This window comes from Pseudomonas sp. BW16M2, from assembly GCF_014268865.1.
Classification (GTDB): domain Bacteria; phylum Pseudomonadota; class Gammaproteobacteria; order Pseudomonadales; family Pseudomonadaceae; genus Aquipseudomonas; species Aquipseudomonas peradeniyensis.
In genome coordinates this window covers 18,074-32,323 of record NZ_JABWRI010000028.1, presented here as the reverse complement: position 1 = coordinate 32,323, position 14,250 = coordinate 18,074, and the positions used below count along the sequence as shown (strand labels likewise).

Sequence of the window (14,250 nt, the reverse complement as noted above, 5' to 3'; positions counted from 1 at the left end):
CGAAACATGGATTGCGCCCATACGCTCTAACGTCGGGCACGCAACAGAAAAGACCATCCCCGCAAATGCGCCAATAGACCAATGTCTAGTGCGGCAAAACCGCACCCGATCACCAACGCAGCAGCCGAGGCCCTGCCAACGCCCCGACGACGGTCGGCAGCAACATCCCCAACAGGTACCACACCCCCCAGAACGGTACTCCCATTTCCGGACAGTGCAGGCAGTACACAAGGGTCGCGGTGGATCCGGCGAGCAACCCGCCGGCGCCACCGGCCTGGCGCAGCCTGGTCGGCGCCAGGCCGCGCAGGGCCCAGAACACCGCGGCGAACACCGGCGTCGACAGCAGGGCGATGTTCAACGCGCAGGTGCGCCAGGTACGGCCGAAGATCAGGTCGGCGCGGGCCTCCACCGGCGCGCCGGCCAGGCTGACGGCTGCCCCCAGCCACACCAGCAGCAGCGGCAGGCCGAGCAACCCCCACAGCGCGCCACCGCGCACACCCGGCCTGGCCAGGCGCTGGGTCAGCCACAGGGCCAGCAGGCCCAGGCTGGTGGGCAAGGCCAGCTTGGCCCAGAACAGCGGCGTGCGCGCCACCTCGGCCAGATCGCTGCGCACGCCGTAGATGGCCAGGGTCATCAGCAACGCGCCCAACATGCCGGCCAGCAGCGCCAGCAGCAGGCGACGCACCAGCACGTGACGATCCACCGGCTCTGCGGCGGTCGCCAGAAGGCTGATCAGCTCATCGGTCTTCATGGTCGTCTTTACCTCGAATCAACCTTCCCAGGGCCTTGAGCCCCCGGTGTATGCCCACCTTCACCGCCGAACTGGACAGTCCGGTGATACGCGCGGTTTCCTCCACCGACAGCCCTTCCAGCTTGACGTGGACGATGGGCAGGCGCTGGCGGTCGGGCAACTGCCCGAGCAGCTTGTTCAGGTCCCGGCTGGCCTGGGCCGGCTCTTCCTCGCCACAGGCGAACAGCTCGCTGTCACCCTCCAGCGGTTCGTGGCGCGCCTCGCGCCGGGCCTGGCCGCGCCAGTGGTCGGCCAGCTTGTAGCGGGCAATCGCCTGCACCCAGGCGGTCAACGGTTGCTGCGCCTGGTAGGTGTGACGGGCATTGTGCACCGCCAGCAGCACCTCCTGCAGCAAATCCTCGACCTCAGCCGGCCGCCGCGCCAGGCGCCGACGCAAAAAACCGCGCAGGTGCACCGCCAGCGCCGCGAGGAATTCGCGATAGGCCCCGGCGTCACCGGCCAGCCCAAGCAATAGCAAGGCCTGCAGCTGTGACTCGCGTGCGCTGAGCACATCCTGTGGGTTAGTTCGTTGCATCGGCCGCCAGGGTTACACCGTCTGTGGGTTTCTTTTTTATCCAACCATCGCCGCAACGCCCTGCGCAAGCACCGGCGCCACCTCCTTACCTTAGGAGGCCGACGCAGGTGGCGAAAAATATTTTGCAGCCGCTGTAACCGCCTCGCCCATCGCCGCGAACTACTCCATGAGCCGCCGGTACCTCGCCACGGCCCCACCTTCTGGAGACGACACCATGAAAACCCTCGCCCTCGCCACCGCCACCGCCGCCCTCGCCCTCGCCTCGCTGGCAGGCGCAGCCCTGGCCGACGACACCACCAAGGCGGCCACCATGGAGAAATGCTACGGCGTGGCCATGGCCGGCAAGAACGACTGCAAGGCCGGCGCCGGTACCACCTGCGCCGGCAGCGCGAAAAAGGACTACGACGGCATGCAGTGGAAAAACGTGCCTGCGGGTACCTGCACCTCGATCAAGACCCCCAACGGCATGGGTTCGCTGACCCCGATCAAATCCTGAGCACAGGCCATCGACCATGAACGGAAATACGCCGATGGGCGCAGGGCTCAGCCTGAAGGCCGAGCACTATGACCAGGCCTGGGCCTGCCACGCCGAGGGGTTGTGGTTCGAAGTCCATCCGGAAAACTACATGGTCGGCGGCCCTCGCCTGGCCTGGCTGGCGCGGATGGCCGAGCGCCATCCGCTGTCGCTGCACGGCGTGGCACTGTCACTGGCGGCGGATGCCGAACCTGACGCCACGCACCTGCGGCGCCTGCGTACCCTGATCGACCAGGTACACCCGGCCCTGGTGTCGGAACACCTGGCCTGGTCGACCTGGCGCGGCCAGTATCATCCGGACCTGCTGCCCTTTCCACGCAGCGACGAGGCCCTGGCCCGCATTGCCGACAACATCCAGCGCACCCAGGACGCTTTGGGGTGCCGCATCTCCATCGAGAACCCCAGCCACTACCTGCACCTGCAGGGCCATGACCTGGATGAGATCGACTTCCTCGCCGAGCTGGTGCAACGCACCGGCTGCGGCCTGTTGCTGGACGTCAACAATGTGTACGTCAGTGCCCACAATCTCGGCTTCGATGCCGCCGACTACCTCGCCCGTTTCCCTGCCCAGGCCATCACCGAGATCCACCTGGCCGGACACAGTCACGACGCCCAGGGCGCACTGCTGGTCGATTCCCACGATGCCGCCATCGCCGCGCCGGTGTGGTCGCTTTACCAGCAGTTGATCGCCCGTATCGGTCCGCGTCCGACCCTGATTGAACGCGACGGCAACATCCCCGCGTTCGACGAACTGCTCGCCGAACGCGCCCTCGCCCAGGCCACCCTCGACCTGGCAGGAGCCTTGCCATGAACCTGCGCCTTGGACAGTTCCAAAATGCCTTCATCGACGCCCTCTATCTGCGCCCCGCGCCTGAGCTGGCGGCACTGACGGCGCAGCCCGCGTTCGCGGTGTACCGCAACACGGTGCTGGCCGGTTGCGTCGAGGCCCTGCGCGCCAACTTTCCCAGCGTCGAAACCCTGGTCGGGCGCCAGTGGATGCACGACACCAGCGCGGAATATGCCCGGCAATCGCCGCCCTGTGATGTGCGACTGATCCGCTATGGCGCGGCGTTTCCGGCGTTTCTCGAGGCGTTGCAGCCCGTCCATGGGCTTTGCTACCTGGCGGATGTCGCTCGGCTGGACTTCGCCTGGTGCGAAGCGTTCAGCGCCGACGACGAGCCCTGGCTGACATTGGCCGACCTGGCCGGCATGACCGCATCGGACCTCGAACGCAGCTACTTGAGCCCGCGCTCCGGCGTACGCTGGCACTGGTTCGACCAGCATCCTGCCTACAGCCTCTGGCACCACAGCCGCGACGGCAGGGCCTGGCCCGAGGATCAGCCTTGGCTGGCCGAGGGCGCCCTGCTCAGCGGCGACCACGAAGGCGTCGTCCACCAGCCGTTGAGCTTGGGGGGATGCACCTTCCTCGATGCCTGTGCCGCCGGCTGCACATTGGACAAAGCCTCACAGCTCGCCCTGCACGCCCAAACTGACCTGGACTTCAGTGACCTGCTTGGCAGGCTGCTGAATGCCCGGGCCCTGCGCCCGCTCGCCTTCACCTGAGGAAAACGCCATGGACATCAGCCACGCCAGCCCATCGCCCCACGGCCTGCGCCTTTACTGGAACCGCGTCGCCGAACAACTGCAACGCCTGCTCGGCGACAGCGTTTTGTGCCTGGTCGCCCGCCTGGGCATCGCCTCGATCTTCTTTCTGTCCGGGCGGACCAAGGTCGAAGGCCTGCTGAGCATCACTCCCGGCACCTACGAGCTGTTCCAGAGCGAGTACGCCTTGCCGCTGGTGTCACCGTGGCTGGCGGCGCACCTGGCGACCTACGCCGAGCACCTGTTCCCGCTGTTGCTGGTGCTCGGCCTGTTCACCCGGCTGTCGGCCCTGGCCCTGCTGGGCATGACCCTGGTGATCGAGATCTTCGTCTACCCGGATGCCTGGCCCACCCACCTTTCCTGGGCCGGCCTGCTCCTGCTGTTGATCGCCCGGGGCGGCGGGGCACTGTCCCTGGACCGGGTATTGCGGTTGCGCTAAAGAAAAAGGGTCGCCAGGCGACCCTTTTCCCAACGCGAAGCGGCGCGGCTCAGAGCCCTGCCGCCCGCGCCCGCGCCGCGTGCAGCTTCTTGTAGCTTTCCACCAGGCGCAGGTGGCGGTCCAGCCCTTCGAGCTGCAGGTTGGTTGGCGTCAGCCCATGGAACCGCACGCTGCCATCCACCGAGCCCAGCACCGCGTCCATCCGCTCGTTGCCGAACATGCGACGGAAGTTGTGCTCGTAGTCGGCCATCTCCAGCTCATCGTCCAGCACCACCTCGAGCACCACGTTCAGCGCCTGGTAGAACAGCCCGCGCTCGACGGTGTTGTCGTTGAACTGCAGGAACATCTCGACCAGCTCCTTGGCCTCCTCGAAGCGCTGCAGCACCAGGTGGATCAGCAGCTTCAGTTCGAGGATGGTCAGCTGACCCCATACCGTGTTGTCGTCGAACTCGACGCCAATCAGCGTGGTGATGGTGGTGTAGTCATCCACCTCGGCGTTGTCCAGGCGCTTGAGCAGCAGCTTGAGCGAGCGGTTGTCCAGCTTGTGCAGGTTGAGGATGTCGGCACGGAAACCCAGGGCGCGGTTGGTGTTGTCCCAGATCAGGTCCTCGACCGGATAGATCTCGGAGTAGCCCGGCACCAGGATGCGGCAGGCGGTGGCGCCGAGGTCGTCGTACACGGCCATGTACACCTCCTTGTCCAGGTCCTCGAGGATGCCGAACAGGGTCTGCGCCTCCTGCTGGTTGGAGTCCTCGCCGTGGCCCGAGAAGTCCCACTCGACGAACTCGAAGTCGGCCTTGGCGCCGAAGAAGCGCCACGACACCACGCCGCTGGAATCGATGAAGTGCTCGACGAAGTTGTTCGGCTCGGTCAGCGCCAGGCTGTCGAAGGTCGGTTGCGGCAGGTCGTTCAGGCCCTCGAAGCTGCGGCCCTGGAGCAGCTCGGTGAGGCTGCGCTCCAGCGCCACCTCGAAGCTCGGGTGGGCGCCGAACGAGGCGAACACGCCGCCGGTGCGCGGGTTCATCAAGGTCACGCACATCACCGGGAACTCACCGCCCAGCGACGCGTCCTTGACCAGCACCGGGAAGCCCTGCTCTTCCAGCCCCTGGATGCCGGCGACGATGCCCGGGTACTTGGCCAGCACCTCCGGCGGCACGTCCGGCAGGCACAGCTCGCCTTCGAGGATCTCGCGTTTGACCGCCCGCTCGAAGATCTCCGACAGGCACTGCACCTGCGCCTCGGCCAGGGTGTTGCCGGCGCTCATGCCATTGCTCAGGTACAGGTTCTCGATCAGGTTGGACGGGAAGTACACCGTCTCGCCGTCCGACTGGCGCACGAACGGCAGCGAGCAGATGCCACGCTCCTTGTTGCCCGAGTTGGTGTCGTACAGGTGCGAACCGCGCAGCTCGCCATCGGGGTTGAAGATCGCCAGGCAGTGCTCGTCGAGAATCTCGGCCGGCAGCGCGTCCTTGGGTCCTGGCTTGAACCACTGCTCGTTGGGGTAGTGCACGAACGCCGCGTTGGCGATGTCCTCGCCCCAGAACTGGTCGTTGTAGAAGAAGTTGCAGTTCAGTCGCTCGATGAACTCGCCCAGCGCCGAGGCCAGCGCCGCTTCCTTGGTCGCGCCCTTGCCGTTGGTGAAGCACATCGGCGACTGCGCGTCGCGCACGTGCAGCGACCAGACGTTGGGCACGATGTTGCGCCACGAGGCGATCTCGATCTTCATCCCCAGGCCCGCGAGGATTGCCGACATGTTGGCGATGGTCTGCTCCAGCGGCAGGTCCTTGCCCGGGATGTAGGTACTGGTGTCCGACACCGGCATCAGCAGCGCCTGGGCGTCGGCGTCGAGGTTGTCGACCTGCTCGATGATGAACTCGGGGCCGGTCTGCACCACCTTCTTCACGGTGCAGCGGTCGATGGAGCGCAGGATGCCCTGGCGGTCCTTCTCGGAAATGTCCTCGGGCAGCTCGACCTGGATCTTGAAGATCTGGTTGTAGCGGTTCTCGGGATCGACGATGTTGTTCTGCGACAGGCGGATGTTCTCGGTCGGAATATCGCGGGTCTGGCAGTACAGCTTGACGAAGTACGCCGCGCACAGGGCCGACGAGGCCAGGAAGTAGTCGAACGGCCCCGGGGCCGAGCCGTCGCCCTTGTAGCGGATCGGCTGGTCGGCGATCACCGTGAAGTCGTCGAACTTGGCTTCGAGACGAAGGTTGTCGAGAAAATTGACCTTGATTTCCATGCGCAGGGGTACCAAAAGCGGGCGGGAACGGATAAATGGCGGGCATTATCCGGGATTTTTGCCGGGAAGTGTTGGCCGGCGACGAGTTGGAGGTCGACCGCTCACCTGCATGCGGTGCCCAGGCCTTTCGAGGTGTTCGACGTTAGCGTTACAGCTCTAACGTCGAACACGTTCATCAGGCCAACGCAACCCTTTCCACCTGCCCCGCCAGCGGCAGCCGCAACCCATGGGCAATACCGGCCAGGATCCGCTGGTAGGCGAATGCACAGCGCTTCTCCTCGATGGAGATGCGCAACGTACTGCCGGCCACGTCGTCAGCAAAGCCCAGTTGGCTGACCGTATTGGAAAGGTTGGCCTTGCGATCCGAGCAGGCGGACCCGCCCGTTACATAGATCGCCTGTGCGTTCAACGCCACCTGGAGCTTTTTCGTGTTGATGCCCGGCAAGGCAAGGAAACTCACGCACGGAACGCGTGGCGCCCCGGCCCCGACCACGATGACCTTCCCCAGCATTGCCTGCAACGCCGACTCGAAGGACGCCCGACAACGCTCGGCGTCCAGGTTGCCTGTAGCGAACCCGGCATGCTTCTCGGCCAGGGCGGTCTCGAGCGACAGGATGCCGGGATAGTTCTGCGTGCCGCCGCGCAGGCCGCCCTCCTGCCCCCCTCCGGCGATCATCGGCGTCAGGCCATGGCGGTTGCGCACATACAGGAACCCCGCGCCCGGCAATGCGCCGAACTTGTGGCCGGAGGCAATCGCGTAGTCGACAGCCGATCCGTGCAGGTCGACCGGAATCTTGCCTATGGCCTGGGTCATGTCGGAGTAGAGCAATCCGCCATGGGTGTGGACCAGACGGGCAATGACCTCGATGGGCTGTATCACGCCGGTCTCGTTGTGCACCGCCATCACGCATACCAGCAGGGGACGGCCAGCGTGGGCCGCCAGCAGCTGTTCGAGCTGATCAAGGTCGAGCAAGCCATCCGAGTCATGGGCGACCGGGCAGGCCTGCACCCCCTCAAGGCCATAGCGCCTGATGTTCTGCAACGTGCAGGCGTGCTCGATGGCCGAGTGCAGTACCACCGGGCGCTCATGCCTGTACCGCTCGAAGAAGTCATGGAAGACCTGGGCACATCCCTCGCTGGAGCCACTGTTGAAGACCAGGCACTGCGCGTCCACGTTCAACAATGCCGCGATAGACCCACGGGCACGTTCCAGCCGCTCGAGCAACTGGATGCCCAGCGCGTGGTTGGCATTGGGGTTGGCGCACTGTCGTGCCGAAAACAACGCCTGGAGCATGTCACTGACACCCTGGGTGACAGGCGCCGAACCACAGATATCCGCATAAACCGCGTTCATCGCAACTTCCATATTCGTTCATTCCTTCATTCGCCACGTCCAGGCGAATCGTCATGCGCCTGCTAGAAGAGCACGCGCGCCATGAGTTCCATCGAGCACAGCAGGATGAAGACATTCAATGCCTGCTTGAGATGCGCAGACTGCAACCGGTGAGAGAGCGCCGCGCCAAGGTAGCCGCCCAGGACAATGCCCAGCACCAGCTCGACGCTGTAACCGAGGAACGCGTCCATCGAGCCGAGCCTGCCAAGCAGCGCGCCACTCGCGCCGATGATGCCGATCAGCGCCGAAGTCGATATCGCCTGCTTGATCTGCAGGCCGAACAGACTGATCAGCACCGGCAGGTAGATGAATCCGCCTCCCTGCCCGACCAGCCCGCACAACGCCCCCAACAACAACCCGGTCAGCGGCAGCGACAAGGAGGGACGCTCGACCAGCACGGACACCGGCCTGCGGAATGCATAGGTCACGATCAGCGAAAGCAAGCCCAGCACGGCAAACACCAACAGGATGAACTGCTCACTGAACCTGCCCGCCTGCAACGAGGCCAGGAAGTTCGCCAGGGCCATTGGCAAAGCGAACTGCCTGATTACTCGCCAGTCCGGCTGGAACCGCACCCGATGCAACGCAAAAGAGACCAGTGATGAAAAGAAGCCTTGTACCGAAGACAGTCCCGTGATCACTTCGATAGGCAGTTTCTGGCCGGACAGCATCGGGTAGAGCAGCACCAACAACGGCGTCACGATGATGCCGCCACCGATACCAAACAGACCCGACAGGAAGCCGGCCATTACCCCCACACCGGCCATTACCGGATAGATCGTCATGGCCGCACCTCAGCGAATGTGGAGCCTGCCCGTCCCGTCGAGCACCCGGCCTATCACTTGCATATCCGGACTGTGGCCTGACCATGCCTCACGGTTGGCCGCGAACGCCGCCTCACTCACCGTGAACAGCAGGCCACCATTGGTTTGCGGATCGTGCAGCAGGAACTTCCTGGCCAGCGCCAGCTCGGCCTGGTAGCCGACGTACTGGGCGTACTTGCGGATATTGGCGAACACCCCACTGTCAGCGCCCGTGACGGCGACCGCCAGGGACTCGGCGCCCTCATAGAACGCCAGGGACTGGGTGTCGAGCTCGATGTCCAGCTGGCCGAGACCGACCAGTTCGCAGGCATGGCCGACCAGGCCAAAACCGGTGATGTCGGTCAGGCTGCTGACCTCGTCGCACGCGCTCAGGACCCGGCCGAAAGCATTGTCGCCGGTAATTTGGGCCAGTGTCGCCGCAGCGATGTCCGCCTGATCGAGCACGCCGACCTTGAGTGCATTGGCCAGGATCCCTACTCCCAGCGGCCGGGTCATGACCACCAGGTCTCCCGCCCGGGCGGTGTTGTTCTGCTTGAGGCGATGTTTTTCCACCTCGCCGATGATCGAGAAGCCATACAAGGGCTGGCTGTTCTTGATCGTGTGGCCGCCGACGATGGTCACATTGAACCGGTTCATTACCGACTGCGCCCCCAGGATCATCTGCGTGACCTGGTCGACGGGAACCTGCTCAGGGTCGAACGCCATGATCGAGTTGGCAATCAAGGGTTTGCCACCGGAGGCGAAGATGTCACTCACCGCATTGCTGGCCGCAAGCTGACCGAAGACGAAAGGGTCGTTGACGATGGGTGAGAAGAAATCCGTGGTGAACAGCAGGTAATGATCACCGGCATCGTAGACCGCGCAATCATCGGAAGACTCGAAGCCCAGGACCACCTTGTCATTGCTCGCCGTACTGGCCGCTGCGGTCTCCGAGAGAATCCTGGAAAGCACACTGGAAGGTATCTTGCAGCCGCAGCCACCACTTTCAGACGTATCCATGATCTGACAGGCCATCGACATGACATTTCCTTATCTTTTCTCTATGAATCAGGACGTTGTCGTCCCGGTATACCTGTAACTTCATGTTTCAGGCCGGGGCAAAATCGCACAGAGTGATGACGGAAATGTGACATTCAAGATGGAGCAAGAAGTCTTTGATGTTTCTGAAACGATTACATTCAGAGACGGTGAGGTTGCCGCCAGGCTACAGCCACCGGCCGAATGCCCCCTACACCGCCCGAAAACTCCAGACGATCTCGACCACCCGCGACGCCAGGATCAGATAGACCAGGCAGAGGATCACCTGCAGTACCGTGTGGTAGGGCAACTTCGCCAGGCGGTGCAAGGTGTCGCTGACATTCAGCAGAAACAGCAGCGCCGACACCAGGATCAACCCCCAGCCGGTGAAACTGAACACCCACAGCCCCAGCAGGACCTGCTGGTTGCCGTGGATCGCCTCGGTGCCTGCGGCGAACAGCAGCGCGCACACCAGCAGGTTCTTGAAATTGTCGAAGACCTTGGCACTGAGGTCGGCGTCGAGCAGTGCGAGGTACTTTTGCCAGAGTCTGCGCATGGGGCTCTCCCACGGAAGCGGTCGTCAGCGCAAGTCTAGGTGTTCGGCGTCTCTTGGATCGAACGCCTGGCGTTTTTCTTGACGATGGCCTTCATCCGCGTCGCGGCCCGCTGTACGGTCGCCATCTTCTCCGGGCGTTTCATGCCCCGCCATTTGCGGATCTCGTCCCGGGTACGGCCGCAGCTCACGCACAACTCGCTGTTGAGCTGGCACAGCGAGACGCAGGGGTTGTCGATGTCTTTGGCCATGGGGCGCTCCACTGTCGGGCGCGCATGATAACGGTTCGGCTATCGCCCTTGAACCGACCAATCCCCGAGTGGGCGCTTTGCCCCCTGCGCCGGTGGCTCGCCATTTCCCGCTCAAGCCCTCTAAAATGCCACTTCCAGCCTGAACGGAAGCAAGCCATGCCCGCCTCACTGATACGCCCGTCCCCTGCCCCACTGCTTGCGCCTGGGGAAACCGTGTTGCTGTTCGACGGCGTGTGCAGGCTGTGCAACGGCTGGGCGAGGTTCGTTATCCGCCATGATCGCCACCTGCGTATCCGCCTGGCCACGGTCCAGTCAGCGCAAGGCCAGGCCCTGCTGGCCTGGGCAGGCCTGCCGGTGACAGCGTTCGACACCATGGCGGTGATCCGTGATCGACACTACTGGGTACGCTCCGAGGCCTTCTTCGAGGTGGTGCGCCAGCTGCCCGGCGCCTGGCCGCTGCTGCGCGTGCTGCGCCTCTGTCCCCGCAGATTGCGGGACTGGCTGTACGACCGCGTGGCGCTCAACCGCTATCGGCTGTTCGGCCGATACGACCAATGCCTGCTGCCCAGCCCGGACCACCAGCGTCGTTTCCTCGAGGAGCAGCCATGAACCGTCTAAACCAGGTCCATTGGCTGGCCCGGGCCAGCCTGGCCTTCATGTTCGCCTACCATGGGCTGGTGCCCAAGCTGATCATTCTCAGCCCCGGTGAACAGGTGCTGCTGCAAGCTCACGGACTGGCGCACGCCACCTGGTTGTCCCAGGCCGCCGGCGTGGCCGAACTGGCGCTCGCCGCCCTGCTGCTGGTGCAACGGCTGGCCTGGCCGTTACTGGTCGGCGCAGCGGTACTGCTGGGCCTGCTGGTGGATGTGGCGGTGATGCAACCCTCGATGCTGGTGGATGCCTTCAACCCGGTTTCGCTGAATGTGGCGGGGATGGCGCTGTGTGCCGTGGCCTGGCTTTCCCGCCAGGACGCCGCAAGCCAGTCCCCCGCGAATATCCCGGGCCATTGCTGAGCGACTGTTGCCTCAGCAACACCCCACTGCTGCGCCACCAGCACCCCCGCTCGCAGCCCCTGTAAAACCGTAGCCTGATCCCTGGCACGGCGATTGCGATACCTCGGTATCACCCGCCGTGCACAAGGTTCGCCATGCCCCCATTCAAAGCCCTCACCTGGCTGGTCTCGCCCCTGGCCCTGCTCGCCTTGTGGGCCGTGGTCGCCGACGCCGGACTGTTCCCGGCCAACCTGCTGGTGCCACCCCTGGAGGTCTGGCGCAGCTTCGCCGACTTGCTGGCCACGGGCGAATTGCAGGAACACCTGGCCGGCAGCCTGTCGCGCCTGTCGCTGGGCTTCGCCGCCGGCGCCCTGGCCGGCCTTGCGTTCGGCACGGCCATGGCCCTGTCGGACACGGTCGAGGCCTATTGCGCGCCGCTGTTCCATACCCTGCGGCAGATCCCCAGCATCGCCCTGATCCCGATGCTGGTGCTGCTGCTGGGCATCGACGAGACCTTCAAGGTGGTGATCGTCGCCAAGACCGCGTTCTTCCCGGTGGCCCTGGCCACGGTCGAGGGCATCCGCGCCATCCCCCGCAGCCACTTCGAGGTGGCCGCGGTGTACCGCCTGCGCTGGCCGACCCTGGTCGCACGCATCGCCCTGCCCGCCGCGGTGCCGGCCATCGTCACCGGCGTGCGCGTGGCCCTGACCCGCGCCTGGGTGGTGCTGGTGGCCTGCGAGTTGCTGGCGGCCGACAGCGGCCTGGGGCAGATGATCGAGATGGGCCGGCAGATGCTGCGCATCGATGTGGTGATGGTGGGCGTGGCGATCACCGGGGTGATCGGCTTTGCCCTGGACTTTTCACTGCGCCGTGTCGAGCGGCGTCTGTCCGGCTGGCAAGTGGCCGGGAGGTGATAATGAAACTGCGCAACCTGCGTGGCCTGCTGCTGCCACTGCTGCTGATCGGCGCCTGGGAACTGGCCTCGCGCCAGGACGCCGCCGGCGCCTACGCTTTCGTGCCACTGGCGACCATCGGCCACGCTTTGGTGGAACTGCTGGGCAACGGCGAGCTGCTGGTCAACCTGCTGGCCAGCCTGGCCCGCACCAGTGCCGGCCTCGCCCTGGGCATCGTCGGTGGCGTGGCTCTGGGCGCGCTCATGGCCCTGTCGCCCCTGGCCAACCGCCTGGTGGCACCGTTGTTCCACGCCCTGCGCCAGGTGCCGATGCTCGGCTGGATCCCGCTGATCGCCCTGTGGCTGGGCAACGGCGAAGCGTCGAAGCTGCTGATCGTCAGCCTGGCGGCGCTGTACCCGATGGTGCTCAACACCTTCGAGGGCCTGCGCCAGGTCGATGTGCGCCATCGCGAAGTCGGCCAGGTACTGGCGCTCGGACGCTGGCAGCAATTGCGCCTGGTCCTGCTGCCCGCCGCCCTGCCGAGCATCGCCACCGGTGTACTGCAGGCCCTGGCCTTCGCCTGGGTCACGGCGGTCGGCAGCGAGCTGTTCCTCGCCTCCGGCGCCGGCCTGGGCAACCTGATGATGAACGCCGAGGCCGGCGCACGCATGGAGATCATCGTGATCTGCGTGCTGTGCATCGGCCTGTGCGGCTACCTGATGACCTGGCTGTCCACCCTGCTCGCCCGCCGCCTGCTGCGCTGGCGCCCCACCCGTTGAAAGGCCCGACCATGAACGCCATCGCCCCATCCTTTCCCGCCCACGTGCAGACCGGCGCGCTGAGCATCCGCAACCTGAGCAAGACCTACCCGCTCAAGGGCCGGCCCGTGCCGGTGCTGCAAGGCATCGACCTGGACATCCGCCCCGGCGAGTTCGTCAGCATCCTCGGCGCCAGCGGCTGCGGCAAGTCCACCCTGCTGCGCCTGATCGTCGGCCTGGACCCGGACTACCAGGGGCAGATCCTGCTCGACGGCCAGCCGCTGAACGGCCCGGGCCTGGAGCGCGGCATCGTGTTCCAGGACCACCGCCTGTTCCCCTGGATGACGTTGCAGCAGAACATCGCCCTGGCCTTGAAGAACCATGACCTGGGCACGGCGCAGAAGCAGCGCCTGGTCGACGAGCACATCGCCCTGGTCGGCCTGCGGGGCTACGAGCAGGCCTATCCGCACCAGCTCTCCGGCGGCATGGCCCAGCGCGGCGCGATCGCCCGGGCGCTGGTGAACAAGCCCAAGGTGCTGCTGCTCGACGAGCCCTTCGGCGCCCTCGATGCCCTGACCCGCGTGCGCCTGCAGCAGGAACTGCAGCGCATCTGGGTGCAGGAGCGCTGCACGGTGATCATGGTTACCCACGATATCGAGGAGGCCTTGTACCTGGGGGACCGGGTGATCGTGATGGAGGCCAATCCGGGGCGCATCGGCGAGCAGGTGCAACTGGAGCTGGCACATCCGCGACAACGCGATACGGCGCTGTTGTTCCAGCACAAGCAGCGCCTGCTGGCGCAACTGGTCGGGCATTGACTCACCCCAGCCAGCGCACCAGGGCAAAGCCGGCGAAGGTCATCAACAGCGAGCCAAGTACATGGGCCAGCACCGTGGCCATCGCCCAGCCGGCGCGGCCGTGCATGAGCATCGACAGCACTTCGGCGGAGAACGTCGAGAAGGTGGTCAGCCCGCCGCAGAAACCCGTGGTGATCAGCAAGCGCCAGGCCGGATCGAGGTTGGGGAAGCGCAGGAAGAAGGCCATTGCGCCGCCGATGACGAAACCACCGACGAGGTTGACCAGCAAGGTGCCCAACGGCATGCCGGGAAACAGCGAATTCAGGCGCAGGCCAAGGATCCAGCGCAATACGCAACCGGCACTGCCACCGACGACAACGGAAATGAACGAGAGGTACATCGACAAACTCCAGGAAAGGTCCGAAAGACCCCCATAGAGAGAGACAGGCACAGGCCTACGCGCCCTCCAAAGGGGTTGCGTAGGCATCATCAGCGCTGAGGCGGTTCAAGGAGGAATGCCATCTCCTGAGGGGCGATGCTACGGGGCGACACCTTCGCTTGGCAACATTTCGATGCAAAAATGCAACACACACCTTCGCCTGCACCGTTAGAATGGCCGCCTGGCGTGT

At 65.0% G+C, this 14,250-nt stretch carries 18 protein-coding genes and 1 riboswitch; of the genes, 9 read left to right on the top strand and 9 right to left on the bottom strand.

The window, feature by feature from the left end; genetic code table 11:
* Positions 1-109: 109 nt before the first annotated feature.
* Both HU735_RS21050 and HU735_RS21045 read right to left on the bottom strand, forming a co-directional pair.
* Positions 110-751, bottom strand: a complete 642-nt coding sequence (locus HU735_RS21050; protein WP_186715083.1) for a DUF1109 domain-containing protein — start codon at positions 749-751, stop codon at positions 110-112.
* Entirely contained in the window at positions 738-1,325 is a 588-nt protein-coding gene (locus tag HU735_RS21045; RefSeq protein ID WP_050706385.1) for a sigma-70 family RNA polymerase sigma factor, read from the bottom strand. Before HU735_RS21045 ends, HU735_RS21050 begins: the two co-directional genes overlap by 14 nt.
* Before the next feature lie 214 nt (positions 1,326-1,539).
* On the opposite strand from HU735_RS21045, the gene HU735_RS21040 reads away from it, so the two are divergent.
* Genes HU735_RS21040 through HU735_RS21025 form a run of 4 tightly spaced genes read left to right on the top strand, consistent with a single transcriptional unit; the run spans position 1,540 to position 3,901 of the window.
* Positions 1,540-1,821 (top strand): DUF2282 domain-containing protein, encoded by a 282-nt coding sequence (locus tag HU735_RS21040; protein ID WP_186715082.1) that lies wholly within the window; start codon positions 1,540-1,542, stop codon positions 1,819-1,821.
* A gap of 16 nt (positions 1,822-1,837) precedes the next feature.
* Positions 1,838-2,671, top strand: a complete 834-nt coding sequence (locus HU735_RS21035) for a DUF692 domain-containing protein (RefSeq protein ID WP_186715081.1) — start codon at positions 1,838-1,840, stop codon at positions 2,669-2,671.
* Positions 2,668-3,423 (top strand): DNA-binding domain-containing protein, encoded by a 756-nt coding sequence (locus HU735_RS21030; protein ID WP_186715080.1) that lies wholly within the window; start codon positions 2,668-2,670, stop codon positions 3,421-3,423. Before HU735_RS21035 ends, HU735_RS21030 begins: the two co-directional genes overlap by 4 nt.
* A 10-nt stretch (positions 3,424-3,433) precedes the next feature.
* Positions 3,434-3,901, top strand: a complete 468-nt coding sequence (locus HU735_RS21025) for a DoxX family protein (protein ID WP_186715079.1) — start codon at positions 3,434-3,436, stop codon at positions 3,899-3,901.
* 49 nt (positions 3,902-3,950) lie between these two features.
* On the opposite strand, the gene HU735_RS21020 is transcribed toward HU735_RS21025, so the two are convergent.
* The 6 genes from HU735_RS21020 to HU735_RS20995 all read right to left on the bottom strand — a co-directional run bounded on the left by HU735_RS21020 (position 3,951) and on the right by HU735_RS20995 (position 10,181).
* On the bottom strand, positions 3,951-6,143 hold the full coding sequence (locus HU735_RS21020; RefSeq protein WP_186715078.1) for an OsmC domain/YcaO domain-containing protein: 2,193 nt from the start codon (positions 6,141-6,143) through the stop codon (positions 3,951-3,953).
* Positions 6,144-6,318: 175 nt separating this feature from the next.
* The gene (locus HU735_RS21015; protein WP_238349871.1) at positions 6,319-7,497 is read right to left on the bottom strand and encodes an aminotransferase class V-fold PLP-dependent enzyme; all 1,179 of its coding nucleotides are present in this window, start codon (positions 7,495-7,497) and stop codon (positions 6,319-6,321) included.
* Positions 7,498-7,559: 62 nt separating this feature from the next.
* Positions 7,560-8,321: a sulfite exporter TauE/SafE family protein gene (locus HU735_RS21010; protein ID WP_186715075.1), complete on the bottom strand. Its 762-nt coding sequence runs from the start codon at positions 8,319-8,321 to the stop codon at positions 7,560-7,562.
* Positions 8,322-8,330: 9 nt separating this feature from the next.
* Entirely contained in the window at positions 8,331-9,380 is a 1,050-nt protein-coding gene (gene selD, locus HU735_RS21005) for a selenide, water dikinase SelD (RefSeq protein ID WP_186715073.1), read from the bottom strand.
* A gap of 208 nt (positions 9,381-9,588) precedes the next feature.
* Complete coding sequence (locus HU735_RS21000; RefSeq protein WP_186715072.1) at positions 9,589-9,933, bottom strand: hypothetical protein; 345 nt, start codon at positions 9,931-9,933, stop codon at positions 9,589-9,591.
* Positions 9,934-9,968: 35 nt separating this feature from the next.
* On the bottom strand, positions 9,969-10,181 hold the full coding sequence (locus HU735_RS20995; RefSeq protein ID WP_050706378.1) for a DUF1289 domain-containing protein: 213 nt from the start codon (positions 10,179-10,181) through the stop codon (positions 9,969-9,971).
* Positions 10,182-10,337: 156 nt separating this feature from the next.
* Between HU735_RS20995 and HU735_RS20990 the strand changes: the two genes are divergently transcribed.
* From HU735_RS20990 to HU735_RS20970, 5 genes are all read left to right on the top strand, one after another.
* Positions 10,338-10,790 (top strand): thiol-disulfide oxidoreductase DCC family protein, encoded by a 453-nt coding sequence (locus HU735_RS20990; RefSeq protein ID WP_050706377.1) that lies wholly within the window; start codon positions 10,338-10,340, stop codon positions 10,788-10,790.
* Positions 10,787-11,194 (top strand): DoxX-like family protein, encoded by a 408-nt coding sequence (locus HU735_RS20985; RefSeq protein ID WP_050706376.1) that lies wholly within the window; start codon positions 10,787-10,789, stop codon positions 11,192-11,194. Before HU735_RS20990 ends, HU735_RS20985 begins: the two co-directional genes overlap by 4 nt.
* A 134-nt stretch (positions 11,195-11,328) precedes the next feature.
* Complete coding sequence (locus HU735_RS20980; protein ID WP_186715070.1) at positions 11,329-12,087, top strand: ABC transporter permease; 759 nt, start codon at positions 11,329-11,331, stop codon at positions 12,085-12,087.
* Positions 12,088-12,089: 2 nt separating this feature from the next.
* On the top strand, positions 12,090-12,845 hold the full coding sequence (locus tag HU735_RS20975; RefSeq protein ID WP_186715069.1) for an ABC transporter permease: 756 nt from the start codon (positions 12,090-12,092) through the stop codon (positions 12,843-12,845).
* Positions 12,846-12,856: 11 nt separating this feature from the next.
* On the top strand, positions 12,857-13,642 hold the full coding sequence (locus HU735_RS20970) for an ABC transporter ATP-binding protein (RefSeq protein ID WP_186715068.1): 786 nt from the start codon (positions 12,857-12,859) through the stop codon (positions 13,640-13,642).
* Between the two features lies 1 nt (position 13,643).
* On the opposite strand, the gene crcB is transcribed toward HU735_RS20970, so the two are convergent.
* Positions 13,644-14,021, bottom strand: a complete 378-nt coding sequence (crcB, locus tag HU735_RS20965; RefSeq protein ID WP_050706372.1) for a fluoride efflux transporter CrcB — start codon at positions 14,019-14,021, stop codon at positions 13,644-13,646.
* A 73-nt stretch (positions 14,022-14,094) separates the two neighbouring features.
* Positions 14,095-14,156, bottom strand: a riboswitch (Fluoride riboswitch).
* Positions 14,157-14,250 lie beyond the last annotated feature (94 nt).